28 protein-coding genes are annotated in these 25,435 nt (G+C 49.9%); 12 read left to right on the plus strand and 16 right to left on the minus strand.

Features of this window, described 5'->3' with window-relative positions:
* Positions 1 to 645 (minus strand): leucine-rich repeat domain-containing protein (locus ACN4EG_RS08650; protein ID WP_431628941.1); only part of this gene is annotated, 645 nt, incomplete at its 3' end.
* On the opposite strand from ACN4EG_RS08650, the gene ACN4EG_RS08655 reads away from it, so the two are divergent.
* Both ACN4EG_RS08655 and ACN4EG_RS08660 read left to right on the plus strand, forming a co-directional pair.
* On the plus strand, positions 644 to 913 hold the full coding sequence (locus ACN4EG_RS08655; RefSeq protein WP_431628942.1) for a hypothetical protein: 270 nt from the start codon (positions 644 to 646) through the stop codon (positions 911 to 913). The genes ACN4EG_RS08650 and ACN4EG_RS08655 overlap by 2 nt on opposite strands.
* Before the next feature lie 11 nt (positions 914 to 924).
* The gene (locus ACN4EG_RS08660; RefSeq protein WP_431628943.1) at positions 925 to 1,332 is read left to right on the plus strand and encodes a type II toxin-antitoxin system VapC family toxin; all 408 of its coding nucleotides are present in this window, start codon (positions 925 to 927) and stop codon (positions 1,330 to 1,332) included.
* Positions 1,333 to 1,346: 14 nt separating this feature from the next.
* On the opposite strand, the gene ACN4EG_RS08665 is transcribed toward ACN4EG_RS08660, so the two are convergent.
* Together ACN4EG_RS08665 and ACN4EG_RS08670 are read right to left on the minus strand one after the other, a co-directional pair.
* On the minus strand, positions 1,347 to 1,619 hold the full coding sequence (locus tag ACN4EG_RS08665; RefSeq protein ID WP_431628944.1) for a hypothetical protein: 273 nt from the start codon (positions 1,617 to 1,619) through the stop codon (positions 1,347 to 1,349).
* A 27-nt stretch (positions 1,620 to 1,646) separates the two neighbouring features.
* On the minus strand, positions 1,647 to 1,805 hold the full coding sequence (locus ACN4EG_RS08670; protein ID WP_431628945.1) for a hypothetical protein: 159 nt from the start codon (positions 1,803 to 1,805) through the stop codon (positions 1,647 to 1,649).
* Positions 1,806 to 1,923: 118 nt separating this feature from the next.
* On the opposite strand from ACN4EG_RS08670, the gene tumA reads away from it, so the two are divergent.
* From tumA to ACN4EG_RS08690, 4 genes are all read left to right on the plus strand, one after another.
* A complete protein-coding gene (tumA, locus tag ACN4EG_RS08675) occupies positions 1,924 to 2,169 on the plus strand; it encodes an antitoxin TumA (RefSeq protein WP_431628946.1) in 246 nt (81 codons plus the stop codon).
* Positions 2,159 to 2,647 (plus strand): toxin TumE, encoded by a 489-nt coding sequence (gene tumE / locus ACN4EG_RS08680; protein WP_431628947.1) that lies wholly within the window; start codon positions 2,159 to 2,161, stop codon positions 2,645 to 2,647. The genes tumA and tumE overlap by 11 nt, the downstream gene beginning before the upstream one ends.
* A gap of 145 nt (positions 2,648 to 2,792) precedes the next feature.
* Positions 2,793 to 3,029: a hypothetical protein gene (locus tag ACN4EG_RS08685; protein ID WP_431628948.1), complete on the plus strand. Its 237-nt coding sequence runs from the start codon at positions 2,793 to 2,795 to the stop codon at positions 3,027 to 3,029.
* Positions 2,977 to 3,294 carry a type II toxin-antitoxin system RelE family toxin gene (locus tag ACN4EG_RS08690; RefSeq protein WP_431628949.1) on the plus strand — a complete coding sequence of 106 codons (318 nt, stop codon included), beginning with the start codon at positions 2,977 to 2,979 and terminating at the stop codon, positions 3,292 to 3,294. Before ACN4EG_RS08685 ends, ACN4EG_RS08690 begins: the two co-directional genes overlap by 53 nt.
* 24 nt (positions 3,295 to 3,318) lie before the next feature.
* On the opposite strand, the gene ACN4EG_RS08695 is transcribed toward ACN4EG_RS08690, so the two are convergent.
* The gene (locus ACN4EG_RS08695) at positions 3,319 to 3,471 is read right to left on the minus strand and encodes a hypothetical protein (protein WP_431628950.1); all 153 of its coding nucleotides are present in this window, start codon (positions 3,469 to 3,471) and stop codon (positions 3,319 to 3,321) included.
* 20 nt (positions 3,472 to 3,491) lie between these two features.
* On the opposite strand from ACN4EG_RS08695, the gene ACN4EG_RS08700 reads away from it, so the two are divergent.
* The gene (locus tag ACN4EG_RS08700) at positions 3,492 to 3,866 is read left to right on the plus strand and encodes a hypothetical protein (RefSeq protein ID WP_431628951.1); all 375 of its coding nucleotides are present in this window, start codon (positions 3,492 to 3,494) and stop codon (positions 3,864 to 3,866) included.
* A 671-nt stretch (positions 3,867 to 4,537) separates the two neighbouring features.
* Positions 4,538 to 5,839 (plus strand): bifunctional folylpolyglutamate synthase/dihydrofolate synthase, encoded by a 1,302-nt coding sequence (locus ACN4EG_RS08705; protein ID WP_431628952.1) that lies wholly within the window; start codon positions 4,538 to 4,540, stop codon positions 5,837 to 5,839.
* Positions 5,840 to 5,979: 140 nt separating this feature from the next.
* On the opposite strand, the gene ACN4EG_RS08710 is transcribed toward ACN4EG_RS08705, so the two are convergent.
* The 5 genes from ACN4EG_RS08710 to ACN4EG_RS08730 all read right to left on the minus strand — a co-directional run bounded on the left by ACN4EG_RS08710 (position 5,980) and on the right by ACN4EG_RS08730 (position 9,993).
* Complete coding sequence (locus ACN4EG_RS08710) at positions 5,980 to 6,420, minus strand: peptidylprolyl isomerase (protein WP_431628953.1); 441 nt, start codon at positions 6,418 to 6,420, stop codon at positions 5,980 to 5,982.
* A 90-nt stretch (positions 6,421 to 6,510) separates the two neighbouring features.
* Complete coding sequence (locus tag ACN4EG_RS08715) at positions 6,511 to 6,975, minus strand: hypothetical protein (protein ID WP_431628954.1); 465 nt, start codon at positions 6,973 to 6,975, stop codon at positions 6,511 to 6,513.
* A gap of 128 nt (positions 6,976 to 7,103) precedes the next feature.
* Positions 7,104 to 7,538 carry a hypothetical protein gene (locus ACN4EG_RS08720; RefSeq protein WP_431628955.1) on the minus strand — a complete coding sequence of 145 codons (435 nt, stop codon included), beginning with the start codon at positions 7,536 to 7,538 and terminating at the stop codon, positions 7,104 to 7,106.
* Between the two features lie 213 nt (positions 7,539 to 7,751).
* A complete protein-coding gene (locus tag ACN4EG_RS08725) occupies positions 7,752 to 8,219 on the minus strand; it encodes a hypothetical protein (RefSeq protein WP_431628956.1) in 468 nt (155 codons plus the stop codon).
* Between the two features lie 130 nt (positions 8,220 to 8,349).
* Entirely contained in the window at positions 8,350 to 9,993 is a 1,644-nt protein-coding gene (locus ACN4EG_RS08730) for an iron uptake porin (RefSeq protein ID WP_431628957.1), read from the minus strand.
* Between the two features lie 498 nt (positions 9,994 to 10,491).
* Between ACN4EG_RS08730 and glsA the strand changes: the two genes are divergently transcribed.
* On the plus strand, positions 10,492 to 11,430 hold the full coding sequence (gene glsA / locus ACN4EG_RS08735) for a glutaminase A (RefSeq protein WP_431628958.1): 939 nt from the start codon (positions 10,492 to 10,494) through the stop codon (positions 11,428 to 11,430).
* Here glsA and ACN4EG_RS08740 read toward each other — a convergent pair.
* The 5 genes from ACN4EG_RS08740 to ACN4EG_RS08760 form a co-directional block, all read right to left on the minus strand.
* Positions 11,427 to 12,104 (minus strand): retron system putative HNH endonuclease, encoded by a 678-nt coding sequence (locus ACN4EG_RS08740; protein ID WP_431628959.1) that lies wholly within the window; start codon positions 12,102 to 12,104, stop codon positions 11,427 to 11,429. The genes glsA and ACN4EG_RS08740 overlap by 4 nt on opposite strands.
* A complete protein-coding gene (locus ACN4EG_RS08745) occupies positions 12,101 to 13,477 on the minus strand; it encodes an AAA family ATPase (RefSeq protein ID WP_431628960.1) in 1,377 nt (458 codons plus the stop codon). The genes ACN4EG_RS08740 and ACN4EG_RS08745 overlap by 4 nt, the downstream gene beginning before the upstream one ends.
* Positions 13,478 to 13,566: 89 nt before the next feature.
* Positions 13,567 to 16,161, minus strand: a complete 2,595-nt coding sequence (gene acnB / locus ACN4EG_RS08750; protein ID WP_431628961.1) for a bifunctional aconitate hydratase 2/2-methylisocitrate dehydratase — start codon at positions 16,159 to 16,161, stop codon at positions 13,567 to 13,569.
* A 356-nt stretch (positions 16,162 to 16,517) separates the two neighbouring features.
* A complete protein-coding gene (locus ACN4EG_RS08755) occupies positions 16,518 to 17,615 on the minus strand; it encodes a hybrid sensor histidine kinase/response regulator (protein WP_431628962.1) in 1,098 nt (365 codons plus the stop codon).
* The gene (locus ACN4EG_RS08760; protein ID WP_431628963.1) at positions 17,608 to 19,965 is read right to left on the minus strand and encodes a response regulator; all 2,358 of its coding nucleotides are present in this window, start codon (positions 19,963 to 19,965) and stop codon (positions 17,608 to 17,610) included. Before ACN4EG_RS08760 ends, ACN4EG_RS08755 begins: the two co-directional genes overlap by 8 nt.
* A gap of 622 nt (positions 19,966 to 20,587) precedes the next feature.
* Here ACN4EG_RS08760 and ACN4EG_RS08765 point away from each other — a divergent pair.
* Positions 20,588 to 21,280 carry a PTPA-CTERM sorting domain-containing protein gene (locus ACN4EG_RS08765; RefSeq protein WP_431628964.1) on the plus strand — a complete coding sequence of 231 codons (693 nt, stop codon included), beginning with the start codon at positions 20,588 to 20,590 and terminating at the stop codon, positions 21,278 to 21,280.
* Positions 21,281 to 21,392: 112 nt separating this feature from the next.
* On the plus strand, positions 21,393 to 22,058 hold the full coding sequence (locus ACN4EG_RS08770; protein WP_431628965.1) for a DNA-3-methyladenine glycosylase: 666 nt from the start codon (positions 21,393 to 21,395) through the stop codon (positions 22,056 to 22,058).
* Between the two features lie 11 nt (positions 22,059 to 22,069).
* Here ACN4EG_RS08770 and ACN4EG_RS08775 read toward each other — a convergent pair whose 3' ends face one another.
* On the minus strand, positions 22,070 to 22,687 hold the full coding sequence (locus ACN4EG_RS08775) for a GerMN domain-containing protein (protein ID WP_431628966.1): 618 nt from the start codon (positions 22,685 to 22,687) through the stop codon (positions 22,070 to 22,072).
* 318 nt (positions 22,688 to 23,005) lie between these two features.
* On the opposite strand from ACN4EG_RS08775, the gene mgtE reads away from it, so the two are divergent.
* Positions 23,006 to 24,361, plus strand: coding sequence for a magnesium transporter (gene mgtE / locus ACN4EG_RS08780; protein WP_431628967.1), 1,356 nt, complete (start codon positions 23,006 to 23,008; stop codon positions 24,359 to 24,361).
* 254 nt (positions 24,362 to 24,615) lie between these two features.
* Here the strand turns inward: mgtE and ACN4EG_RS08785 are convergent.
* Positions 24,616 to 25,435, minus strand: an 820-nt coding sequence (locus tag ACN4EG_RS08785) for a phosphodiester glycosidase family protein (RefSeq protein WP_431628968.1), incomplete at its 5' end; no start/stop codon positions are given.

Below are 25,435 nucleotides of genomic sequence, written 5' to 3' on the forward strand. Positions count from 1 at the left end.
GGTGAGTTGGCCGAGCACCGCCGGGATTTCGCTGATTTGGTTGTTATCGAGGTAAAGGTGCGTCAGATTGGTGAGTTGGCCGATCTCCGCCGGGATCTCCGAAAAACCGCAGCTAACACAGCGAAGAACGTTTAATGGATTGAGTTGGAATAAAATATCTGGCCAACGCTGCAATGGATTACCACTCAGATCGAGTTCTTCCAAGTTTTCCAGTATTTTCAATTCTGATGGAAGCGCTGCGATCGAATTTGTGATGATTGTGGGAACATACTTCTCACCCTCCCATTCCCATTTCTCCACTTTCCCCAATACCAATTTCTTCAACCCCGTCAATCGCCCAATTTCCTTCGGCAGTTCCGTCAGCCCCATCCCCGACAGGTCAAGCTCCTCCCATTGTTCATCCGCCGCCTGGTCAATGAGGCGAAGTAGCTCTCGTTGCGTCGTGGGTTGAGACATGGTGCGGGTGGGAGAGTAGGTGGGTGGGTGGGGAACAGGTAGTTTTATTTTGGCAAAAATTTTTGGAAATGGAAACGTGAGAAACTGACGATCGTTCCATCCTTGTGTAGTAAAACGACCAGACCAACAAGCCCCCAGGACGAAAACGCTATAATAGACCTGTTCTAGCCCTCTAGGATCGATCGTCATGCCCACAACAGTCAACCTTGACCCAGAGCTACTACAAGCCATTCAAGCGATCGCTTCAGCCGAATTATCCCTTGATGCAATTATCGAAGAAGCATTAAGAAGTTACTTACAACAACACAACAAACCTAATCCTCCGATCGGATTTGGTGATGCCCTCCTAGAATTTCGCAAACAACACAATCTCGATCAAATCGATCTTAATCCCGATGAAATCTGGGCTAACATTCGCGATCGCGACTTCACAGGCAATGAGGTTGTTTTTGAATGAGCCTCAAATATTTGCTCGATACCAATATCGTTTCCGAAGCCATTCGCCCCTCACCCCATCCAAATGTAATTCAGAAAATTTTTGAACATCAACATCAAATTGCGATCGGTGCAGTTGTTTGGCATGAACTATTAGTCGGATGTTATCGAATGCCATTATCCCAGCGTCGCACAATGATCGAGAGCTATCTCTACAATGAAGTTAAAAACAAGCTGCCGATTCTACCTTACACAAAAATTGCAGCAGAATGGTTTGCCCAAGAGCGTACAAGATTGATATCAAACGGGCTAACACCTTCCTATGCTGATGGACAAATTGCCGCGATCGCTCAAACCAATCAATTAATTCTCGTCACCCGAAATGTAAATGATTATCAATACTTTCAGAATTTAGACATTGAAAATTGGTTTAGTCATTAATCAATCTGCAACAATCACGAGTTCTTCTCAATCAACCCATAAAAGATGTCTTCAGAACGCTCTGCTAAATCTGCATCTCCTTGAAAACTACCAATCAACGGGCTTTTTTTGAGTCGTGCTAATGGATCACTAGATTGATGCAGTATTTGATAATAGGTATCGATCTCCAATGACAGTACAACTTGCAAATCTTGATTAGTCTGCTGTTGAATATATTCCAATTTTTTTTGGTCTTCTGCGGTTAAATTCGCAACGATCTCCTCCATAGCTCCTCCCAATGTAGTCATGAAGTCATTTTGACAGTTCGCCCTCTCTCATAATAACCTTACCCACCGATTCACTCCCAACCACCGCCCGATTTCCTTCGGCAGTTCCGTCAGCCCCATCCCCGACAGGTCAAGTTTCTCCCATTGTTCATCCGCCGCCTGGTCAATCAGACGAAGTAGCTCTTGTTGCGTCGTAGGTTGAGACATGGTGCGGGTGGGAGAGTAGGTGGGTGGGAGGGGAAGAAGTAGTTTTATTTTGGCAAAATTTCCATGATTGGGAAAATTTTGCAGAGACGCTACAATGAGAAACAATTGAGTTCACAGCATGCCCAACACTGCCATGCAAAAACAGACAATCCTCTACACCTCACCTCTAGACGCACTGGTCGCCGTCAGCAAACGCCTCAGCCTCTACGAGAATCAGTATCACATGGACTCAGAGGAGTTTTTCGAGCAATATAGCCAGGGAACTCTGGGTGATGAAGCCCCGATGATTGAATGGGCCAATGACTATCGGCATTATCGGGAACTGCATCGATCGCTAGAAGAGAAACTACATAATGCCGCATGAGTTAATAGCTGCATACCTCAGCGAAATCGAGCAAGCTATTCTCGCCTATCCTAATCTTGACGTCGATCGTTACATCGAAGAAATTCTCACACTCGATCGGGCAAATTTAAGGATTCGGCTTAGAACTTCCCAAAATTACCTTCTAGAAATCAATGAGGCGATTGTCATTATTGATAATCAAGTAACAACGTTAGATTATCGTTATCAGTATCAAGATCATCAAAGTCAACTGATTTTCCGTTACAATAACACCCCCATTTCCCAAATCTCCCAACTTTTCCTCACCATAAGCATCGCCCCCAAGATGTCATTGCTTCCGAAAAGCCCTTTATTCAAGCGGTTTTGCAAGAAGCCATGTCCTACAAGCAATAGCTATTCGCCTTCGGTAACTCCGATCTCCCCCTCCCCGACAGGTCAAGCTCTTCCCATTGTTCATCCGCCGCTTGGTCAATCAGGCGAAGGAGTTCTTGGGGGATGATGGGGGTTGGCATGGGAGAAAAAGGGAGTGGGAGGGTGGTAGACAGGTAATTTTATTTTGGCAGAATTTTAGAGGTCTGGGGCGGTTCAGAGAAACCCACTATAATTGAATAAAATCTTCATCCATTTTGCCATCTATTTCGCCTATGTCTGCCACCCCTAGCCAGCTTCAGGCACTCGAACAAACCATTGTGACCTTGCCAGAGGTCGATAAGCTCTGGTTACTGAATCTGTTGCTTGACCAACTGCAAACCGTTCCCGAACCCCTAATGGAGCGAGTGGAATCCTTGGAAGATGCTGGACTCTACCAAGCCATGCTCATCACTCAAAATGAAGTGCCGCTCACTCGTGAAGCCGCGATCGCAGCCCTTGAGCAACCATGAAGGTCTAATATTTGCAACCTTCATCAAAGACCTCAAAGAACTACGGGGTAGCCCAGTCTACGCAGCAATTTACCAACTAACGTTTGAGGAGATTCTGAACGCAGAAAGACTGACTGATATTCCAAACATCAAAAAACTGAAAGGCTACAATAACGCTTATCGAATTCGTGTTGGCAATTATCGAGTGGGATTTTGGGTTGAAAATGAAACGATTCAATTCTCTCGTGTATTGCATCGGCGCGAAATCTATCGCTACTTTCCATAATCACTATCTTGGATGGCTCATCATTCAATTAATCAACCGCTTCAACTGCGTCAGCCGCCCGATTTCCTTCGGCAGTTCCGTCAGCCCCAGCCCCGACAGGTCAAGCGCTTCCCATTGTTCATCCGCCGCTTGGTCAATCAGGCGAAGGAGCTCTTGTTGCGTTGTGGGCTTTTGCATAGGAGAGAAGATTGAGGGCAGTGATTTCTATTTTGGCAGAGTTATCGGGGATTGGGCCATCTGGTTGGGGCCGCTATAATGGGCATAGTCTCGACCTAATAGAAGAAGCCTCTATGATCGTCAATCAAGACTTCCAACTGCTCCACGAAGCCACGATCGCTGAAGATGGCACCCTTCACCTCGGAAAAAACGCCATCGCCAAACGCTATCGAATTTTGATTAATGCCGATGGGCAAATGCTGCTCGACCCGATTGACGATCGTGAACAATGGCTCTGGCAAAACCCTGAAGCGATCGCAGCGGTTCAAACTGGGATCAAGCAAGCAGCTCAAGGCCAGACTCGATCGCTAGGCTCTTTCGGCCAATATGCGAATCTGGAAGTCGATGACATATAAACTTTAGCCTTGAATTTACCGAAATTGCTGCTCAAACCTTATTAGAACTTGAAGTATTAGATCCAAAAAAACATCGCAAAGTCCTTAAAACTCTGGCATTAATGGAAACGAATCTGCGCCATCCGGGATTAAAAATGCATAAATATAACTCTTTGAGCGGCCCCAATGAAGAAGAAGTTTTTGAAGCGTACGTTGGTTGAAAATAAACCTCCTGGAGCCTTTCGTGTTTTTTGGTATTACGGCCCTGGAGTAGGTGTGATTACCATTCTTGCCATTACGCCACATCCTTAAAGGTTTGGGCCAACGTTCGCGATCGAAGCTGCACAAGTAATCAAGTTATTACTAAATAACAATGCGTAAAAAGCTGCCTCTATGATCACCATGAATCCAGAGCAAGCAACGCCTACAAAATTGCTTTAGGGATTTGCAAAGAAATAATATCCCCTCTTCATTCCCCTACCCTCCTACCCTTTTACTCTCCTACCCCTACCCAATTGGGATTTTATTTATGCGCTGTTCCCTTAGAACACTCCGCCCAATCTCGATCGGCTTAAAAGTTACCAATCCGCCGCAAATTGAATTCACCCCAGCAACGTTTCGCAGGAATTAAATCCACCACTGGGCAACGTTTTGAGGCAAACTGGAAGAGGGACGCTTGTTAGGAACTGACCTTGAATATCGACGCCTTTTTACAAACCTTTGCCCGCTTTGGCATTCATCTGGGACTCGAAACCAGTCAAGCGCTGATGGACGCGCTGGACAATCCCCAGGATGAAATGCCCGTTATTCACGTTGCCGGAAGCAATGGCAAAGGCTCGGTCTGTGCCTACCTGTCCTCCATCTTGGCGGAAGCCGGTTATCGAGTGGGCCGCTACACCTCACCCCATTTAGTGAGCTGGACAGAACGCATTTGCATTAACGGTAAACCGATCGCGGCATCGGATTTGTGGAACACGCTGCAAACCGTGAAGGCCGCCATTCCGATCGGCGTCCAGCCCACCCAATTTGAAATCTTTACGGCAGCCATGTGGCTCTACTTTGCCGAGCAGGAAGTGGATATTGCCGTGATTGAAGTGGGGTTGGGTGGACGCTTGGATGCCACCAACGTTGTGGATGAGCCATTGCTGACGATCATCACCTCCATCAGCCTAGAACACACCGAACGCTTAGGCGATACGTTGGAAAAAATTGCCGCCGAAAAAGCAGGCATTCTGAAAAAAGACTGTCCAACGATTATTGGTAAAATGCCAGAAGCCGCCTCGGCGGTCATTACCCGTCGTGCCTACGAGCTGTATTGCCCAACATTTTATCCCGCGCCAGCCCAGCCGTTGGGCCAGGGATGGGCTGCCTATGAAGGATTTGAGTGGTTTGAAATTGATGATGAAGGTGTCGCCCTGGTGCCTCGCACCCTCACCTTTGAGATGCCATTGCCGGGGGAAGTGCAACTCAATAATGTCTCGTTAGCGATCGCGGCAATGCTATTACTCCGCCATGACAGTTGGGAAATTACCGACGAAGCAATTACGACGGGAATCGCTAAAACCCAATGGCTAGGACGTCTGCAATGGTATTCCTGGCAAGGCCATAAAATCCTAATCGATGGAGCACACAATCCTGATAGTGCTAAGAATTTAAGAGCCTTTGTCGATCGCCAACCCATTCGCCACCTTCATTGGGTCATGGGGATGCTGTCTACCAAAAATCACCAAGACATGTTTGAACATCTGCTGCGATCGGGGGATTCGGTCTATCTGGTTCCGGTTCCCGGTCACAGTTCAGCGGATCTATCGGCCTTGGTCACGCTGGCAAAAAGTGTCTGTCCTGGGTTGGAGCGGGTGTGGGTGTTTGATGATGTGCAAAAAGGGTTACAAGCAGCCACAAAAACGGCACAGTTTCAGGAATTGGTGGTGCTGTGCGGTTCGCTGTATTTATTAGGCCACTTTTTTGAGCAGGAAGGCGTTCCTAATTTGTAGACATTCCCAATTTGCAAAAAAATAAGCGATCGCAGCAAGGATAATGCCCAACCGCGATCGCTCACCTATGTGTTCTGGTTAACTTAAGGTGTTCTGGTTAACTTAAGGTGTTCTAGTTAACTTAAGGTGTTCTGGTTAACTTAAGCTTCGATCGTGACTTTAACAATACGATCGCCCTGACGAATGGCATTTACAACATCCATATCATTGGTTTGACCAAAAACAGTATGGACACCATCCAAGTGAGCTTGGGGCGCATGGCAGATAAAGAACTGGCTTCCACCCGTGTCTTTACCCGCATGGGCCATGGACAACGTGCCAGCTTTATGGAGATTTTTATTGATTTCGCACTTGATCTTGTAGCCAGGGCCACCGGTTCCGGGCATGCCGCGTTCGCCGGGACGGGTGTTGGGGCAGCCACCTTGAATCATAAAGTTGGGAATCACACGATGGAATGCTAAACCATCATAAAACCCCTTTTCCGAAAGTTCTACGAAGTTTTTGACCGTATTCGGTGCATCCGCATCAAAAAGCTCTAGATTAATCGTTCCTTTATCCGTTTCCATGATGGCACGGGTCATTGGTGTTCCCTCGCTGAGATGTTCTGGTTCGACTATACCGCGAATGGGGAACCGCAACAGGGGGGATTACCCAACTTTTTGCTGGCAAAATCAGGAATTCAAACCCTCCTTTGCATTGCAATAGCGATTTATATCATCGATCAACGGCAATTCTTCTTCCGAGGCTGCTGTCAGGATCACTAATGCATCTTGCATCGCTTTTTCATCCTTGCGCTCTGCGGCCTTGACCAGCATAAGCCCCGCGTCCCGAGTGTTGGCGTAGAGACCAACTAACCGCTGTTGAAATCCTTGGAGTCGGGGATCGCTCAGGGAAATCCCTTTGAAGCTTTGGACATTGCGATCCAAAATTTCCACCATTTTCTTCATTGTTTCAACCGCTTCGCCCTTTGCGGTACTGGTATCTTGTAATTCAGTTGTAGCAGTGTTGGTGATGGTAATCAGTTGGTTACACTGATCCAGTTTGCCGTGATCCGGTTTGCTGTCACCTGCAACAGCAGGAAAGCTAAGAGTGACTGCGATCGCGGTACTGGTCAACCAACAATGCAATTGAATCATCAGGGGAATCTCCAAATTCAGTCGCCAATAAATGCCTACAAATCATTCAGCATATATCACTGACAAAGGGGGGAATGATTTCCCCCCCCTGCAATCATCCAGATAACGATATAGAAACGATCGTCGCCTTACTTCGCTTGGCAATAGCCGTTGATTTCGCTAATGAGGCTGGTTTCGTCCTTTGAGGAGGATTGCATTGACTGTAATGATGCTTGCATCGCTTTAACGTCCTTGCGACCGGCAGCATCTACGAGATTTTTGCTGGCATCACGGGTTTTGGTGTAGAGATCCACGAAACGTTGTTGGAAGCCTTTCAGTTTCTCGTCTTTCACTTCAACCGCTTGGAATGCTTGGATATTTTTCTCCAAAATGCCAGTCATTTGCTTCATCTTGCCGATCTGATCGCCACCACCTTTGCTCGCGGCTTGCAGTTCAGTAGTAGCTTCATTGGTGACTTTGACCAATTTGTTGCATTGGGACACTTTGCTATCACAGCCCACAGCCAGGGAACCCAAAGTGACTGCGATCGCGGTAAAGGCAAACAAATGACGAGAAGAATACATGACTTGATAATCTCCAAATTTTAGAAGGTGAATGGATGGATTCTAGACACCAGTTTTCTATCTACCCGATTGCCTAAGCATATGCATTATTGCCCAAGCCTCGACATTGGGGCTCAGAACTTCCAAAAGACGTTAGGATTCGCAATAAATTCCTACTTTTAGAGCAAATTATGCATGGGGCTCGGTAGAAAATTTTGTCCTAGGGCGCTGAGGCTAGGGTGCTTGGCAATAGGTGTTGATGGCTTGCACGAGCTTGGTCTGCGCCGCATGATTCGCTTGCAGTTGGGTGGTGGCCTGTCGCAGGGTTTGGGCATCGGTGGGTTTGACGAGCGATCGATTACTGTCCCGATCGCGGCTGTACAAATCTACTAACTGCTGCTGAAAGCCTTGCAGGGTCGGGTCGTTGAGTTGCAGGGCTTGGATCGATTTTGTAGCGCGATCGAGGATATCAGCAGCAGCTTGGAATTTAGCCGCAGGGGCTGAATTTTGGGTTTCTAGGGCTTGAATGTCTTGGCTAGCTTGGTTGGCTAGGGTGACCAGTTTATTGCAGCGATCGACTTTGGTTTCGCTACAGCCACTAACGAAGAGACTCACTAAGCCCAAGCCTGTCATGAGTAAGCCGATCGATCGGCTAGCTGGAAGGCGGGTTAGATGGGAGTGGCGAGTGACGAACCGATTCATGGGCAATGATTTCCTGCGGCAAAGCATTCATAGGGTGCCACAGTCGGGGCATTTAAGCAATGAACCTGCCTACACGGGATCATGCAAGCAGGTTAGCGCGGTTCAGGTTGAACGAATCCGATCGAATCCGTTAGAACGTAAACGTCGTCCGCAATGTACCAATTAGGATGGAATCATTGCGGTTGTCATGGTTGGGAGAGGTCAGCCAAATTAAGCCGGGGGTGATGGCAATGTTGTCATTGAGGGGATATTGATAAAACGCTTCCACATGCAGCGAAGTATCCCGATCGCGCAAATTACTCAGCGCTGCACTGGTGCCCGTCACCTTGGGTTCCATCCCCACAATCACGCCAGCCATTGCCCCTGTTTTACCCAGATCAGGGAAGGCTAAGCCCACCATCCAATTCCAGATATCTAGATCGCCTCTAGTGCCTTTCAGAACGCGGGTTTTGGTGTAGCCGACGGAACCGTTCAGCACAATTTTAGGGCTGATTTGGAAGGATGCACCAACGCCAAAGGAATTGCTAGAGAACGGAGAACCCAGGGTATCAAAGGTATCATTAACCAAATCGCCATCGCTATCTGTCGGCACCAACAGGTTGGCATTCAAGCTCCCCGTGGGGCTGCCTGCGCTGTTAAAGGTGGTTTTGTAGGAATGTACATAGGTCAGACCGACTTTCAGTTGTTCGCTGGGCTTGAAGGTCAACTGAGCGATCGCGCCGTAGGGCCCGTTAAATAAGCCGCTGCCGGAAGCTGGATTAGCTGCATCGCCTGCGAGATAGCCTGCACTCAGTTCCAACTGCTCACTAAATTCATGTTTGACCGCAATCCCGGTACCACCCAATAGGTAGTAAATGGGGTTGCGGGTGCCGAAGTGGGACAGGGCACCACTGCCGCCATCGCCGTCTAGGTAGGGATTGAGGGTATCGGTGAAGTCGTCTGCGGCTCCGGCGTTGGCTTCTACTACCACCGTCGTTTTTTCGCCCAAGGGGAATTGGTACAGCAGGGCATCGATCACCGCACTGTTGCCAGAATCAGCGGACAACCGCAGGGAGCCTTCGGGAATGCCCGTAGCATCTTGGCTAAAGCCGAGGTTACCTGCTTGAATCCGGGTGCGGAGGAGGTCTTTTCCGGTGAAGCTGGTGTCGAGGTTGAGGCGAGCGCGATACCCCACGACGGAGTTCCGGCTGGGTTCCACTCCGGGTACTGCGACGCCCAAGGCATCCAACCCGGTGCTTTCCCCAAACATGACATTGCCGCGCCCCACGACCACTTCGCCGCTAAGTTTGGTGGTGGTGGAGAATTGCTGTTTTTCTAGCGTTGCAGTTTTAGCTTCCAAGGCGTCTACTCGTCCGCGCAGGGTGGCTAGTTCGGCAGCAAATTCTTCTTGCAGTTTTTGTAGCGTGGCTAGGTCTTCTTTTTTGACCAAATCAGCGGTGGCCGCTGCGATCAGTTCATTGACCCGATCCATGCAAGCATTGACGCCCGCTGCAAACTCGTAGCGGGTCATGGCACGGTTGCCGCGATAGGTTCTGTCAGGATAGCCTGCGATGCAGCCGTAGCGTTCTACCAGGGATTGCAAAGCTTGGAAGGCCCAATCCGTCGGCTTGACATCAGACAGTTGGGAAACGGACGTAACCTGCTCCATGGCGGGATTAGCCGCTAGATCGTTTGTCAGGACTTCATCCGCACGGGCCGATCCGGTCATTAGCAGCCCAGTCCCCAAAAGGCAAGGGCTCAGCCAAAGCAAGGTATTGAGTCGGTTTTTGTTCATGAAAAATTACCCACACACCATTGATAACAGGTGATAACAAGCTAAAGATCGCATACCCTGCATTATCGCAGGAGGCTATCTAGGAAAACGATCGTTGGTCAGATAGATAATATAATCATTATCATTTTTTGCCAAACCTAGGGGTTTAAAGAAGTGAGTATGGGATCGCCCGATCGAGCAAAAATTGAAGAATCTAAGGCTTTGGGAGCTGATTGTAGCTGGTTGGAGAACTTGGCTGATTTTGTCTAGAGCTAGAAAAGTCCGACTATAGGGGGGATTAATTAGCAATAAGTCGCAATAAATGGACAGGCATTAGACGGTCTGTCGTAGGAGTCGATCGCGGCAGAATGGCAGGAAGGTCATGATTTCACGAGAAAATCTAGCGGTTGCAGTTGGGGGCTTGGCTCTATGATGCGATAGGACTGGTGTGTACTAGGTTCTGTGTGTGCTTGGTGCTGTTTAGGTTGCCAGTTCTTGAACCCTTTAGCGGCTGAATTTATGACTGACTGCGATCGCCTATCTCAATTGCTCCAAACGTTGCACCAACGTTATCAATCGTTGCGGGATGGACAGGTTGCCGATTATATTCCGGAATTGTCTAAGGTTGATCCCGATCTGTTTAGTATTTGCATTGTGACGACGCAGGGGGAGATTTTTCAAGTTGGGGACCATGAGCATTTATTTACAGTGCAGTCGATTTCTAAGGTGTTTAGCTATGGCTTAGCGTTGGAGGAGCATGGACGGGATTATGTGTTGACGCGGGTGGGAGTGGAGCCGACGGGTGAGGATTTTAATTCGATCGTGTTGGATGAGGCGTCGAAGCGGCCTTACAATCCGATGGTGAATGCGGGGGCGATCGCGACGACGAGTTTAATTAAGGGCAAAACGCCAGTCGATCGTTTAAATCGGTTGCTGGAGATGTTTCAGCGCTACGTTGGGCGTGATGTGTTTATTGATGTGTCGGTGTTTTTGTCGGAACGGATGACGGGGCATCGCAATCGGGCGATGGCGCATCTGATGCGGAATTTCGGCATGATTGATGATCCGATCGAGGAGTCGTTAGATTTGTATTTCCAGCAGTGTTCGGTGTTGGTGAATTGCCAGGATTTAGCGATTATGGCGGCGACGTTGGCGAATCGGGGCATTAATCCAGTGACCCAGGAACGGGCGGTCGATCGGCGCTATGTGCGGGATATGTTGAGTGTGATGTATACCTGCGGGATGTATAACTTTGCGGGGGAGTGGGCCTATACGGTGGGGTTTCCGGCGAAGAGTGGGGTTTCTGGGGGGATTATTGGGGTGGTGCCGAATCAGATGGGGATTGGCATTTTTTCGCCGCCGTTGGATGTGCGGGGGAACAGTGTGCGGGGGGTGCAGGTGTGTGAGGCGCTGTCCCAGGAGTTGAATTTACATGTGTTCGATTGCCCAGATTGTTAATTCGTGCATAATTGCTGCAATGTGTAAATTACAGCAGTGCAGAACGGGATGTATTGACCAGATTGATCGGGGCGATCGTAGCCTTCGATCAGCTTTTGAATGTCTTCAGTCGTTAAAGCCTCAAGGTCTACCAAGGCACCTTCGATCGCGGCTTCGCGGAGATTGTTTAACTTGGTGTGGTTCAGTCCTAGCTTTTCGATCGTGGTTTGGGCTGCATCCTTTTTACTGGCATCTTGAGTCGGCAGAATTTCACCGGATGCGGTGTAGCGGAAGTAGGTAGAGCAGTCGGCTTTTAGGGGCGAGACAGTGCGTTGTGGGTCGTACCATGCTCCTTTTTGCTGTCCGCAGAATTCCTGTAAAGGGCGATGGCGTTGTTTTGGTTGTGGGATTTCTGCTTCGGGATAGCCGGGACAGGAGGCCAGTAGGTTGGTGTAATCCAGATGGAGTTCAAGGTAACGCTGGCGGGGTTGGAAGTGCTCAATGTGGCTGTTGGCTGGGGTGATGCGCTGCCCACAGTAGCAACAAATGTGACCCTGCTCGGCAATGAGAGCTTGGTGCACGATCGCTTTTTCGGGTTTTTGAAAGTTGTCCCAAGTGGGTTGCCAGTCGGCGTTGGCTTGCTGTTTCCATAGGGTGAATGCAGCAGGCTCAGGTTGTTTTTGGATAAATCTCATCGTCCTAAAATCTCTTTCCGTCGAATCATGACATCGGCTTTGGCAAATTCGGGTTCGTCCATGCCGATTTGTTGTTCCAGTTCGGTTTTGAGCTGCTTGGCTGCTTCTAGATTGCCCTCATCAATCAACCGAAATAGCGCTTGCAACTCCTGTTTAAATCGTTCTGGCCGATCGGGAACATCCATCAACTCTTCCAAAATTTGATTACTATCACGTCCAAAGGAACTTGTTGGGCGACTGGCAATCAATCCTTGTGTTGTACGCTGTAGCACATATATGGATTCAGGATAGACATCACTGATAATTTGAGGTGAATGAGTGGAAAGAATAAATTGGCAGTTAGGAAAGGTGCTGGTCAACTTGGGGATAATTCCTCGTTGCCATTGAGGATGAAGATGCAGTTCAATTTCATCAATTAAGACAATTCCAGACCCTTGAAGAGGATCAGAAAGTCCTGGATTCGCGATCGCTAATCTCCGTGCAAGATCACCTACTATTGCTAAAAGGCATTTTTCGCCATCTGATAATTGATTAATAATTAACTCAACACCTTGCTTTACAACTGTCATTCTTAAGGGAGAACGACGCACTCTTAAGTTTGTAAATCCTGGCAAAAAGTGAGGAATCGCATTTCTGACTGCTTCCAAGCGATAATCTCGATAATTGAAGTCATCACGCCTTTCTTCATTTTCTATATCTTCTAAACTGCGAAACCATCTAAAGAAGGCATTAAACCCGGCCTGTGCTCCTGTCAAAGATTCATCAAATGCTTCCATTTGACTAATTTGATTAGTATCTGATGTTTCTAACACAATATCCAGGACAGCACGATTTACAGGGTAGTAAGTTACTAAAGGAATATTCATCTGAGGTGAGTAAGGCTCAATGATTTCAACGACAAGAGCGCCAAGATATTGCTTATCATTTTTAATAGATGGTTCGCCCTCAGTTTTCCTAATAGTTTGAGACCACAGAAAATCTTCTTTCTTATAGCCAACTTTGATTTCTACAGTTGAAGAATCTGAACCACTTTTAATGTCATTTGATCTATTTTGAGAATTCTGAATTTGCAAATTTATTGTAGAGCTAGATGAAATATTAATATTATTGCTTACAATATTGCTGAGAAAAATATTTGAAGTGCCTTCATTGGCACTAATAGAAGATGTAGAATTTTTTCTGTTTTTTTTATGCATTTCAAAGAGGGTTTTAAGTTCTTTGATATACATACATAGAAGGACAGTTAAGCAGTCTAGAATGCTAGACTTACCAACACCATTGTCGCCAATGAAAACATTGACTCCAGGCCGAAATTCCAAGTTTAAGGACTCGATTCCACGAAAAGCACGAATATGAAGCTCTTTGACTAACATGGCTTTCCTGGGTCATTCAACTGAAAAGGGAGATAGCTTTTATTCTATCTCCCTTTCTTGTGTCTAGATGCGGAATCTAGTTTCCGTGGTTAACCGACATTAGCGGCTAGCTTGGCTTCCTCTTCCTTGGACACCGTGCGACCCTCATCTTCAAATCCGGCAATTTGGTCGAAGTTGAGATAGCGATAGAGGTCATCCGCCAGGGGATTGAGTTTGTCACCGACGATCGCCATGTATTCCTCGATCGTGGGAATCTTGCCCAACAACGCACAGGCAGCAGCTAACTCAGCGGAACCGAGATAGACCTGTGCGCCCTTGCCCATGCGGTTATTGAAGTTGCGGGTGGAGGTGGAAAACACCGTGGTATTGTCATCTACCCGTGCTTGGTTGCCCATGCAGAGGGAGCAACCGGGTACTTCCGTCCGCGCCTGCACGCCTTCAAAGGTGTCATAGATGCCTTCCTTGCGCAGTTGGGTTTCATCCATCCGCGTTGGGGGCGCAATCCACAACCGCACACCTTCCAGCGCAGGTTTGCCTTCCAACACCTTCGCCGCCGCGCGGTAGTGACCAATGTTGGTCATGCAGGAACCGATAAACACTTCCTGCACCGGATCGCCCGCCACTTCCGACAGAGTTTTGATATTATCCGGGTCATTGGGAGCCGCCACGATCGGTTCCTTAATCTGATCCAAATCCACTTCAATGATGTCCGCATACTCCGCATCAGCATCGGCTGTGAGCAACACGGGATTAGCCAGCCATTCTTCCATTTTGCGAACACGGCGAAGAATAGTACGAGCATCACCATAGCCCCGCGCCACCATATTCTTCAGCAATGCAACGTTAGAACGGAGATATTCACTCACGGTTTCAGTACTGAGCGCGATCGTACAACCAGCCGCCGATCGTTCCGCCGTCGCATCGGTCAATTCAAACGCCTGTTCCAGCTTCAGATTGGGCAAGCCTTCCATCTCAATGATTCTGCCAGAGAAGACGTTTTGCTTATTCTCCTTAGCGACCGTTAATTTACCCTGTTGAATTGCCACGTAGGGAATCGCATTGACGATATCCCGCAGCGTAATCCCCGGTTGCAACTCGCCCTTAAAGCGCACCAGCACCGATTCCGGCATATCCAAGGGCATCGCTCCTAATGCTGCGGCAAAGGCCACCAAACCCGAGCCTGCGGGGAAGGAAATGCCTAGGGGGAACCGGGTATGGGAGTCGCCCCCCGTGCCCACGGTATCCGGCAGCAGCATCCGGTTCAACCAGGAGTGGATAATGCCATCACCGGGACGCAGGGAAACGCCGCCGCGCGTGGTGATGAAATCGGGCAATTCCGCATGGGTCTTGAGATCCACGGGTTTGGGGTAAGCCGCCGTATGGCAGAAGCTTTGCATCACGAGATCGGCGCTGAAGCCCAAGCAGGCCAGTTCCTTCAGTTCATCCCGCGTCATTGGCCCGGTGGTGTCCTGGGAGCCGACGGTGGTCATCATGGGTTCGCAGGACGTTCCAGGGCGCACACCGGGCAGACCGCAAGCTTTGCCGACCATTTTTTGGGCCAGGGTGAAGCCTTTGCCCGTATCCGCTGGCATTTGGGGCCGCACAAATAGGTCGCTGGGGGTTAGACCGAGGGCGGTGCGGGCTTTGTCGGTAAGGGTACGGCCAATCAGGAGGGGAATCCGGCCTCCGGCGCGCACTTCGTCCAGAATCGTGTCGGGTTTGAGGCTGAAGGTGGCGATCGTCTCTCCAGCGGCGTTTTTCACTTCGCCTTGGTAGGGATAGATCGTAATCACATCCCCGGTGTTCATTTGGGAGACATCACACTCGATCGGCAGTGCGCCGGAGTCCTCTGCGGTGTTGAAGAAGATGGGCGCAATTTTACCGCCGATGACGAAGCCGCCCGATCGCTTGTTGGGGACGTAGGGGATGTCTTCGCCCATGTGCCAGAGGACGGAGTTGATGGCGGATTTGCGGGACGATCCGGTCCCGACCACATCACCGACGTAGGCCACGGGATGCCCTTTCTGCTTCAGTTCCGCAATCACCTCCAGAGAACCGGGCAGGCGCGTCTCCAGCATGGCGGTGGCGTGGAGGGGAATGTCCGGGCGGGTGGTGGCGTGGGTTGCCGGAGAGAGGTCGTCGGTATTGGTTTCGCCAGGGACTTTGAAGACGGTGACGGTGATGGCTTCCGGTAGGGTAGCGCGGCTGGTGAACCATTCCGCATCAGCCCAGGCTTGCATGACCCGTTGGGCGTTGCCATGGCCGCTAGCGGCGAGTTCCTGCACGTCGTGGAAGGCATCGTAGACCAGCAGGGTTTTGCTGAGGGCGATCGTGGCGGCTTCGGCGATCGCGGCATCATCGGACTTCAGCAGTTCCAGCAGGGCGCTGACGTTGTAGCCGCCCATCATGGTGCCGAGCAATTCAACGGCATAGATGGGGCTGATCAGGGGGCTGCTGGCTTCGCCTTGGGCGATCGCCGTGAGGAATCCCGCTTTGACGTAGGCGGCTTGGTCTACGCCGGGGGGAATGCGATCGCGCAGCAGTTCTACGAGGAAATCTTCTTCACCAGCGGGGGGATTTTTCAGCAGTTCGCACAGGTCAGCGGTTTGTTCGGCGCTGAGGGGCAGGGGGGGGATGCCCAGAGCGGCACGATCGGCGACGTGGGCACGGTAGGCTTCTAACATGGATGGATCTCGCGGTTATGAAGAAATGTAGCAACCATTGTGCAGGGTCAGGGGCGATCCTATCAACTGAGGTGAGGGAATCTTGGCAAATAGGGTGAGATTTCAAGGGGGGGATTTTCCACGAAAACCAGAAAAAAGCAGCGATTGGACTAAATTTCCCTGATTGCCTGACAGAACTCGAATCCCCCTCTCCCCCAACTCCTCTTCCAGAGCAGGCGAGGGGCTATTGCACAAAATTTACTAGGATGATTCATGATGGTTTGGCAAAACTGGGATCTTGATATTCGCTTTCCAGTCTTCTAGTTTTTCTGCGATCGTGGCTGTTTAAAACGTTTCTATACAATCTAGATTCCATTCTAGGCGTTATTGGATTCGTTAGAGCGATAGGGTAAATAAACACTAAAAATGGCACCATTGGGAATATTATCGTCAACAGAAATGTTACCACCATGGGCTTCCACGATCGTTTTGCAAAAGGCAAGTCCGAGTCCCAATTGCCGAGTTCCGATGACCAATTCCCCAATTTCATATTTTTCAAAAATCGCTTGGCGCTTTTCCGGGGAAACGCCCGATCCAGTATCTGCAATATGGATCAGAACCCCTTCATCGGCTTGCAATTCGACCTTAGCTGAAATTCGACCTTGTTTATAGGAAAACTTGAGGGCGTTGGACAGCAGATTATCCAAAACACGCCGCATCAAACTCGCATCTAACGATAATTCGATCGAAGTATCCGGTAGATCTTGATGGAGCGTAATTTGCTTCGCTTCTAAGGTGGGGGCAAAATCTTTAAGCGCGTCCTGAGTCATCTTTACGAGATCGACCTTCGTACGGGTCAGCACTAACTTATCTGCCTCACATTTGCCCAACAGCAGCATATCGTCAATCAGATTGGCTAAGCGATCGGTCGCATCATTAAGCCGCACAACATTGCGTTGTAAGAATTCTGGCAACCCTGCAGACGCTAACACATCCCCTGCAAACATAATGATGGCTAAAGGATTGCGTAAATCATGGACGATCGTATAAGTCATATCCTCGCGCAGTTGCGAAATATGATGCAACCGATCGTACTGTTGCTTAATGCGGAGCATCGACTTGACCCGTGCAGCCAGTTCGAGACTATTAACGGGCTTGCTAACAAAATCATCCGCACCCGCCGCTAAGCACCGCGCCAAATCCGCCTTGGACGTCAGCGCTGTTACCATCACGATCGGAACCGCATGCCATTTAGGATCAGCTTTGATCTGCCGACAGACTTCAATCCCGTTCATCTGTGGCATCATCACATCCAGCAGGATCACATCTGGTTGTACATTGTCCAGCCGATCGAGGGCGCGTTGACCACTCTGGGCGTAGTGAAACTGATATCCCTCTTGATACAAAAGCGTTTCAATTACATCAAAGTTGTCAGGTTCGTCATCCACAACAAAAATGCAAGGTTGTCTATCCATTCAAACGTTGCTCCCTGGGCAAAATTAAAAGAGATTGGATTTTTTCAGCTAGGAGTTTAAGGGGGATGGGTAAGGTTAAATAATCATCCACAGGAAGCTGTTCTGGACTCATTAAGTCATAGGAAGGCGGCACATCCGCTAAGGCGACCATTGGCACCTGAGCCAATTTTGGCTCTCTGCGAATTTGATGTAGCGTTGTCAGGGTTTGCATATCCAACCGTCGCAGATGTATCAAAATCAGTTGAGGAGATTGCAATTGCGTCAATTCGATCGCAGCTGCACCACTTTGCGCTGCCATGATTTGATACCCCCGGCTTTCCAGGTAACTGGTCATGGTGTCTATGCTAGCAGGACGATCGTCTACGAGCAAAATTTGAATTTCTGGTATTGGGGGGGCTAGTGTCGCCAGATGGGGTTGGGCAAGCACCGGAGACAGTGGGGAGGAGGTTGAGAAAGGGGTTGAAGACAGTGTTGGGGAAGACGTTGGGGCAGACGTGGGGGAAAACGTTGAGTGAATAATATTCAACCGATGGGGTATCCGGACGATAAAACGACTCCCCACCCCCAGTTGGCTCTGCACCTGCACCTGCCCTTGATGGAGATCCACAATTCGTTTAACCAAGGCTAAGCCCAAACCCGTTCCGGGATACTGTCGGCTCAAATCACTCTCAATTTGGACAAAGGAGTGAAATAATTTTGGGATATTCTCTGGGGCAATGCCAATGCCACTATCCTGGACAGAAAACTCAATCCAGCTCCCATGTTCCTGCACCCATTCCGGAAGATCCAAGACCCTGCTGTCTGAACCAGTGGAACCAGAGGAAGGTGATGCCTCGAAATAATCGATAGATAAAGCAATCGAGCCGCCCTCTGGCGTAAACTTCACCGCGTTGTTCAGTAAACTTACGAGCACCTGTTGAATCCGTTGTTCATCCGCTACGATCGTTGGAATTGCTGTCGGAATCGTTAAGCTCAGTTGCAATTGCTTTTGGTGAGCCAAGGCACAAACTGCTGCAAGGCTAGTTTCACAGATCTGACGCACATTGACGGGAGTTTGGGTTAATGTTAAGTGCCCCGCTTCAATCATGGCCAAGTCTAAAATGTCATTTACCAAAGCCAGCAGTTGCTGACCACTCTGGGTAATGGTGACAACGGCATGCATCTGGCGATCGGCCAGTGCCCCAAAAATGCCATCTAGTAAACCCTCTGCCATCCCCAAAATAGAATTAAGGGGGGTGCGAAACTCGTGGCTCATGTTCGCGAGGAATTCATCCTTGAGGCGATTGGCTGCGGATAACTGGGCATTCGTATGAATCAATTGGTCGTTAATTGCTTGTAATTCCTGGGTGCGCTGCTGAACCGTGGCCTCAAGCTGGGTATTCAGAGTTTGTAAGTTTTGCACCAGTAATGCCTGCCGAATGGCGATCGCCATTTGAGTTGCCAGTTGTTCCAGCAATGCAATTTCCCAGGACTGCCAGAGGCGAGGTCGATCACACTGATGGACAATTAACAAACCCCAGAGATAGATAGTGGAGAGGTTCAGAGTCTCCTCTTCTGACTCCAGGGTTTCCTGAGCCACTAAAATCGGCACGACCAAATTGGCCCGCACTTGCAAGCGCTCCAGCATCGCAATATGGCAATCTGAGAGATCTGCTTGATAAATATCGGTGATTGCGCTAGTCGTTTCCTGCGGATCAAAACTATTATGCTTTGCTTGAAGGCAGGTGTCGGTCATGTAGTCATTGAGCGAAGAGATATAGTTGGGTAGGACAGCCTCCGCAACGATCTGACCACTACCATCTACTTGAAATTGATAGATCAAGACCCGATCGGTTTTGAGGGTTTGTCGAACTGCCTGCACAGTTGTCGTCAAAATTTCTTGCAGATTCAGCGATCGCCTCACCCGTAAAGCAATCTCATTTAACAGATGTTGATAATCATTTTCCGTTTGGAGATTCCGTAATAGCGCCATCCGTTCTAGGACTTGATGGGCGGTGCGGCAGAGCTTGGTCGGTGTTACCAGTCGTTTCACTAAATAGTCTTGCGCACCGCTTTTCATTGCTTGTACAGCCACTCGTTCGTCCCCCTGTCCCGTGAGTACAATGACGGGTAGGGGAGAAGTCCCAAACTCTCTGCGCCAACTATTGAGAACTTCGATGCCATCACCATCGGGCATCGCAAAGTCTAAAAGCACTAAATCGGGTTGGTACAGGTGATACAGTTCATTCCCTTGGGAAATCGATGCAGCTTCTAAAAATTCATAGTGGTAGCGATCGTCTTGGTGTAGGTAACTCCGGCAGAGTTGGCGATCTGCTGCCGTATCATCAATCAGCAAAACAACTTTAGACATTTCCATAGGCTTCTCTGACCAAGGGAGAAGGATCTCTGCTAATCAGGAGTCAGACAAGGTGAAATCTGGCTCAATGCAGCATGGTGGAATCAATGTAGCATGGTGGAACCAGTGCAGCATGGTGGAATCAATGGGTTTCCTCCCCTATCAGTCATCCTAACCTGATTCCCTCAGAAAGTTTGCGCTTTCCTGCAACTTCGATGTCTATATCTCTCACCCGTCTCGCCCCAGATCGACGGCAGCGGCTTTATATGTAGTCATACTGATATGTAGTCATGTTGCTTTTATGTTGTATTACTTTGGTTATGGTTTGCAATAGTTATGGTTTGCAATCATATTTTGCGATGATATTTTGCCAGCTTTTCTCCTTCCCTGCATATTTTCCCGATACCGTCAGTAGGATTGCGTAGAGAGGCAACAATCACTTGTGATTTGCTGAGTCAGCCCAGTTGTCCAATTCTCTAGGCGGGTGCCGCTGCATGACAGAATGATGGCATTTCTGAAATGGTTGCTGGGTCTTATTTGTCAATCGATCGGTTTCTGAGCGATCGTCTCTCTTCATCTACCGTTCATTTCACGATTGCAATAACCATTTTTTAGGACAGTAACTAGGACAAGAACTATGAAGCAAGTTGCTTTGACTTTAGGCCATCGGGCCGTTCTTTTGGCCTGCTTGTCGATCGGTAGCTGGATGATCACGCCCCCCCAAGCTCAAGCGGCTAATTTGAATGCGGGCGGCACTGTGCCAACCGTTGGTACTACCGCTGCAGCTCGGCCAGAATTAGCTGGTTTGGTACTGGAAGATACGATCCGCAATGTCAATCTGGGGTCTGGCATTTCTGTTGCTGTGCAGGATCGGGTCGTTCGATCGAATTTAACGGGAACACTGGATTTCTACTACCGCATTATCAATAACAACACCTTTGATGTCCGATTGGGTGATTTAATTTCCCACTCGTCCTTTGCTGGCTTTACCACCGATGTAGATTACCGCATTGATGGTTTGGGGAATCCTAACCCATTGACGGCTTCACGATCGGTAGATGGGAGTACAGTGACCTTTGATTTTGACAATTCCCAAACCAATGCGCTGCTCTTGGCCGCAGGGGAAACCACTCGCTTCTTCTTCGTGAAGACAGGGGCAACCCTCTACAACGCCTTGGGACAGGGAACCCTGCGGGGGGTGAATGGAGAAAGCTACAGTTTTGCTTCCTTCCAACCCACCAATGCGATTCCCACCCCTGCCCTATTGCCCGGTTTAGTGGGCTTGGGCTTGGGCGTCTGGCGGCGACGTAAATCGGACACGATCGCTTAATCAGCCCCATTAACCGGGTTCTGGCTGATCCGATCGCATTCTGACCACCGTTGACGGAACAGGTTTCACGCTACGATCGTTCACCAGTCCCGGTTTCTAGAGAGATTGGCTTATGGTGCAGCAAGGATCTCAAGGCGCTTCCCAGAAACACCCACCGCAGGAACACCCACCGCAGGAACACCCACAGGTGATTACGCCAACCTGGCTCAATCGATCGGTGGTGGAAGTGGCCCCGGAGTTGCTGGGCTGTACTTTGGTGCGGCAGTTGCCCGATGGGCGGCAATTGCGGGGACGAATTGTAGAAACTGAAGCCTACCAAGAAGGGGATCCAGCCTGCCATGCCTATCGTCGCCAAACAGCCCGGAATCGCATTATGTTTGGCCCTGCGGGGTATGTCTATGTTTATCTAATCTATGGCATGTACCATTGCCTCAATATTGTCACCGATCGAGAGAACTTTGCCAGTGCAGTCTTAATTCGGGCGCTGCATTTAGAAACCGTACCCGCCGATCGATTAAGACCCCGCGAAAAGCCCGATCGGGTAGCGGCTGGCCCTGGCAAACTCTGCAAAGCGCTGGATATCACGCTTGATCTCTACGGCACTAAGTTGGAACCAGGGCAGCCCCTTTGGTTAGAATCTCGATCGCCCAATTGGCAGCAGCAGTGGGAAGCCGGGGCGATCGAACTCGTACAAACGACGCGGATTGGGTTAACCCAAGGGACAGAGTTGCCCTGGCGCTGGTATGTCAAGCATTGCCCTGCGGTCTCCAAACGCTAAAGCACAATACTCTAAAGTACGATTTCGGACTGACCGTCGGTAAATTTCACGTCTTGAATACCCCATGCAGTATGACTGGTTAGGGTTTTGCGCAGACTACCAAACAGCGCCATTTGCTCTGTACTGGACATGGACTCAAAATGTCGTGAGGATTTTGGATCCAAGCGTAGATCAATGGTCGCGATTGCCCCCTGGACTTGCACGCGATAGCCCACGACGGTGAAATCAGGAGAATTGCTGGTTTGAATGATTTGCCCGATCGCTGCGTCCATTGCCCGATCTTTGGGCAGATTAGTTTTAACGGGAATGAGATTCTCGTAGGAACTGTCAGGGCGATAAATTTGTACGGGGATGGTGCCCACGGGGGCCGCAGGCGATGCTGGGGTTGATGCTGGTGCCATGGAAGCCGCAGGAGCCTGACTGGGTTCCGGAGCGGGACTGGCCGAAGTACTGGGTTCCGGGCTCGGCGATTCGCTGGGACTGGAGGACTCAGGGACGCTGGGGGATTGCTGGGCGATCGGGGTTCCTGTTCCGCAGCCGACTAGCAACCCGAGGAGGACGACGGTCAATGACCATCGCTTCGGGATTTGTAGGGATATTTTTTTAAAATCTTGTAGAAAATTCATCATTGCTTGGAACTCGTCTAGATAATTTCATTGCGCATTCCACCGTCCCTGTCCCCTGTAACCTATACCCTACCGTGATTTTCACGATCGCGACCTATCTTTACACAAGATGGGGTTCTGTAAGAAATTGCTAGCGTATTCTACGGAACATTGTGCATCGTGACCTTCGGGGTTAGCATGGGGATAGCGGTATCTACCAGAGTTACCGATGTTGCATTTGTAGACTTCCATGGACCGAAGTCCAGTCCCTGAAGGTTATAGCATCCCGTAGTTTCTGGAAGCCTTGGGTCTTCCAGCGCGGGGAAGATCGAGGTGTAAAACATGCTGACACAGGAAGGCCGTGTTTCTCTGTCGGGAATTACCGACTTGAATAAGCTTAAGTTTGAGTTGAATCAATTGCCCCCCGTCGATGTGGGGGATTACATTACGGATTTGCCCGTGGAACGGCGGGCGATCGCCTTTCGGTTGCTGAAAAAGGATCAGGCCACGGATGTTTTTGAATATTTAGAACCGGAGGTGCAGGAGGCGCTGATTGGTTCCCTCCATGATGCCCAGGTTTGCCAAATCCTGGAAGGGATGCGACCGGACGATCGGGCGGAACTGTTTGACGAGTTACCTGCTGGCGTGGTGCGGCGGCTGATTCAACAGCTCAGTCCCGGTGAACGGCAGGCGACGGCTACCATTTTGGGCTATCCCGAAGGTACCGCAGGTCGGGTAATGACCACAGAATACGTGCGGCTGCGGGAAGGGTTGACCGTGGCGGAGGCGCTCAGTAAGATTCGGGCTGACGATCGCGATAAGGAAACGGTGTACTATGCCTACGTGACGGACAATAACCGCAAATTGGTGCGGGTGGTTTCGTTACGGCAGTTGTTGTTTTCGTTGCCGGATGCGTTGGTGCGGGATGTATCGAGCGATCGCGTGATCAAGGTCCATACGGAAACCCCCCAGGAAGAAGCCGCGCAAATCATGAAGCGCTATGACCTGTTGGCGGTTCCAGTGGTCGATCGGGAAGATCGACTGGTGGGCATTGTGACGATCGATGACATGGTGGATGTCCTGGAAGAGGAAGCCACGGAGGATTTCCAAAAGATTGCCGGGGTCACCAGTGGGGATGAATCTTCGCTGTCCCATCCATTAGAAAAGCTGAAAAATCGCTTGCCATGGTTGTTGGGAATTATGGCGTTGTATATTGGTGCATCCAGTTCGATCTCGCCCTTCCAAAGTACAATTCAGCAGGTTCCAGTGCTGGCGGTCATTATGCCGTTGTTTTCCAATACGGGAGGCACGGTGGGCATTCAAGCGCTGACGGTGACGATTCGATCGATCGGCCTAGGCGAAGTGGAGCCGGAAGATACATTGATTATTTTGAAAAAAGAGCTACTCGCTGGATTGGGCACGGCGGTGTCCTTAGGCACAACGATGGTGTTGCTGTCGTTGATTTGGACGAAGCCAGAGGAGCGGTGGGTTTCTCTCGTTGCAGGTGCAGTAATGGCCACAAATACGTTGGTGGCGGTGACCTTGGGGACGTTGCTACCGATCGGCTTTAAGCGACTTAATCTTGATCCGGCGTTAATCAGTGGCCCATTGGTGACTACGATGTTAGATACGATCGGGTTTATTCTGTTTTTAACGTTGATTACTTTGAGTTTGAATGTGTTGCATTTTCCGGTGTAGTAATTAATGGGTGGGTGATTGCGATGTGGTTGATCCCCCTAAATCTCCCTACCCTGCGGGAAGCAAAGCTACAAAAGGGGGACTTTGATTGTGTGGTTTAACTTGACTACGGTAAGTTTGAGTATGGTGCTCTTGCCGATGTAGCTGTTGATTGGTGGGTGGTTGCGATGCGATCGATCCCCCTAAATCTCCGCGCTGACGGGTCGCCACCCTAGAAATAGGGGGGACTTTGAAAGTATTGGTGCATCTTCCTTCTATTGCGGATTAGAGGTGTCTTTCAAGGCGAGGATGTCAGAATTTTGGAAGCCGTACCAGGACACTTTGAGGTGCTTGGGTGCGGGGAAGTGGGCGTCGTAGACGGTGATGACGTTGGTGAGGTTGCGACCGGGAGATTTGAGAATGCGGTTTCCCTTGGCGATCGCTAACGAAGTCCCGCCGTCTAAATTCATGGCTTCGTAGCAGCCGAGGTAGCGCATTATTTCCGCTTCCCGTCTGAGGGAGACGGGCTTGAGGAAGGTGACGTGTAGGAGTTTGTGGCCAGATTTTGGGAAGCCGATCGCCGATCGAATGGCGCTGCCCATAACGGCCCGATCGGTAAAGCCTTCTTTTTTAGGATTAATCCAGAGTTTGCCTTGGCTAAGCAGGCGGGGGCCAGCGGTCAGGGAGAACCAATGGTCTTGCCAGCGGGGTTTACCTTGGACTCGGGCAGTGATCATTTCCGGTTGGTTGCCAGCGCGCAGGCCCAGGGTGGTGCCGTAGTTTTCCCAGGGGCTGAATTTGAGGAATTGGCCGCCTGCAACCATGTTGCCCATGACGCGCTTTTGGCGATCCATGCTGAAGAAGGTGCCGCTGAGGGTGAGGGCAGCACGGTTACGGCGAACGAGGTGGACGAAGGCTTCGTCTCCTTTCGTCGATCGGGCGCTGTTGGCTTGGCTGGCGTTTTTGGCAAGGCCGATGTGGAGGAAGGTTTCGGGATCTTGGAGGTCGATCGTGGCGATGTAGAGGGGGATGCCAGCGAGGGTGCGGTGGGTGACGGAGATGGGTTGGGCGGTGGGACGGGTGGGGGAGTAGGAG

The sequence above is a fragment of the Alkalinema pantanalense CENA528 genome, from assembly GCF_050753345.1.
In the GTDB taxonomy this organism is placed as follows: Bacteria; Cyanobacteriota; Cyanobacteriia; order Leptolyngbyales; family Leptolyngbyaceae; genus Alkalinema; species Alkalinema pantanalense.